Origin of the sequence: Novacetimonas pomaceti (genome assembly GCF_003207955.1) — a bacterium.
GTDB classification, from domain to species: Bacteria; Pseudomonadota; Alphaproteobacteria; order Acetobacterales; family Acetobacteraceae; genus Novacetimonas; species Novacetimonas pomaceti.
On sequence record NZ_NOXG01000100.1, the window covers coordinates 1 to 1,081 of the forward strand.

Sequence of the window (1,081 nt, forward strand, 5' to 3'; positions counted from 1 at the left end):
TTGCTACGGACGGACATGATGCTGTCGTGCCCTCGGTACCCAGCTCTGCCTTTTTCAACCCGATCACCGGTATCATACATAGGCCCGCGTTGTGCAGCCGCACTCATATGCGGGCTGATGGCTCGTCTAGCCGGTACCCGGCGTTTTGAACGCTCATCGGCGTCAGGATAAGGCTCCAGACTCACCCCGCACCCAGACTGAAACAGGTGATTTCACACCCCTGCCCAATTAGATTACAAAACCCGACCACAGCCCGGTGCCATTGCTAACGTATAGCAACCTACCGCCAGGAATGTGCTGGCAGCCGCAACCGAACGTGACCCTGTTCGGCTGTGCTGCACATCTCATGTTTCCGTTTTCTGGCGCAGAGGCCAACGTTGCCCTGTATGTCGGCGTAGAACGTGGTTGATCGCTCATCAGACAAGCGCATGGAGCGTCGAACCTACAACACATATTAAGAAGTCCGGCAGGACATGTTTGAATACATAGAAATGTTCGGGCTTCCCTGTTTTCCTCGGCCAGCCAGTAATCTGGCATGCTGACGAACTGCCTCAATTTCCTTTGCCGAGACCTTTCCTTTGAGCTTCGCGTTCCGCATCCGCCAGTCCAGACTTCTCACCTGATCAGAGAGGACCACACTGGCGGGTTTTACTACTACGGCTACTTCAAACGGATAGCCTTTGATTTTAGTGGTCATGGGGCAGCAAAGCGTCATCCCCGCTTTGGCATTATAACTTGCAGGGCTGAGAAGCACCGCAGGCCGATGCACAGCCCGTTTCCGCCCCGGCTGAGGGATCAAATTCCAACCAGACAATGTCGCCGCAGTCCGGAACCCACGTGACCTGCGATTTGGTGTTCACCAGCTTTCGTCACCTACAGACTGTCCAAAGTCAATTTCATCATGCCCGTTCAGATCGGTAATCCCGGCGACGAGATCTTCCAGTTTGAGCAGTGTGGCGCGAACTGGCGCAATGATAACTCGACGCGGAAATCTCACAGAAGGGTTGTACATCGGGTTAGATTATGAAAAAGTCTGTTTTGCACAAAAGAAATTTTCGTAAGCTATAAGAAAACCCGATGC

1 protein-coding gene is annotated in these 1,081 nt (G+C 53.1%); it reads right to left on the reverse strand.

Features of this window, described 5'->3' with window-relative positions; genetic code table 11:
• Positions 1–454: 454 nt before the first annotated feature.
• Positions 455–769, reverse strand: a complete 315-nt coding sequence (locus CFR71_RS15800; RefSeq protein WP_306308847.1) for a type II toxin-antitoxin system PemK/MazF family toxin — start codon at positions 767–769, stop codon at positions 455–457.
• Positions 770–1,081 lie beyond the last annotated feature (312 nt).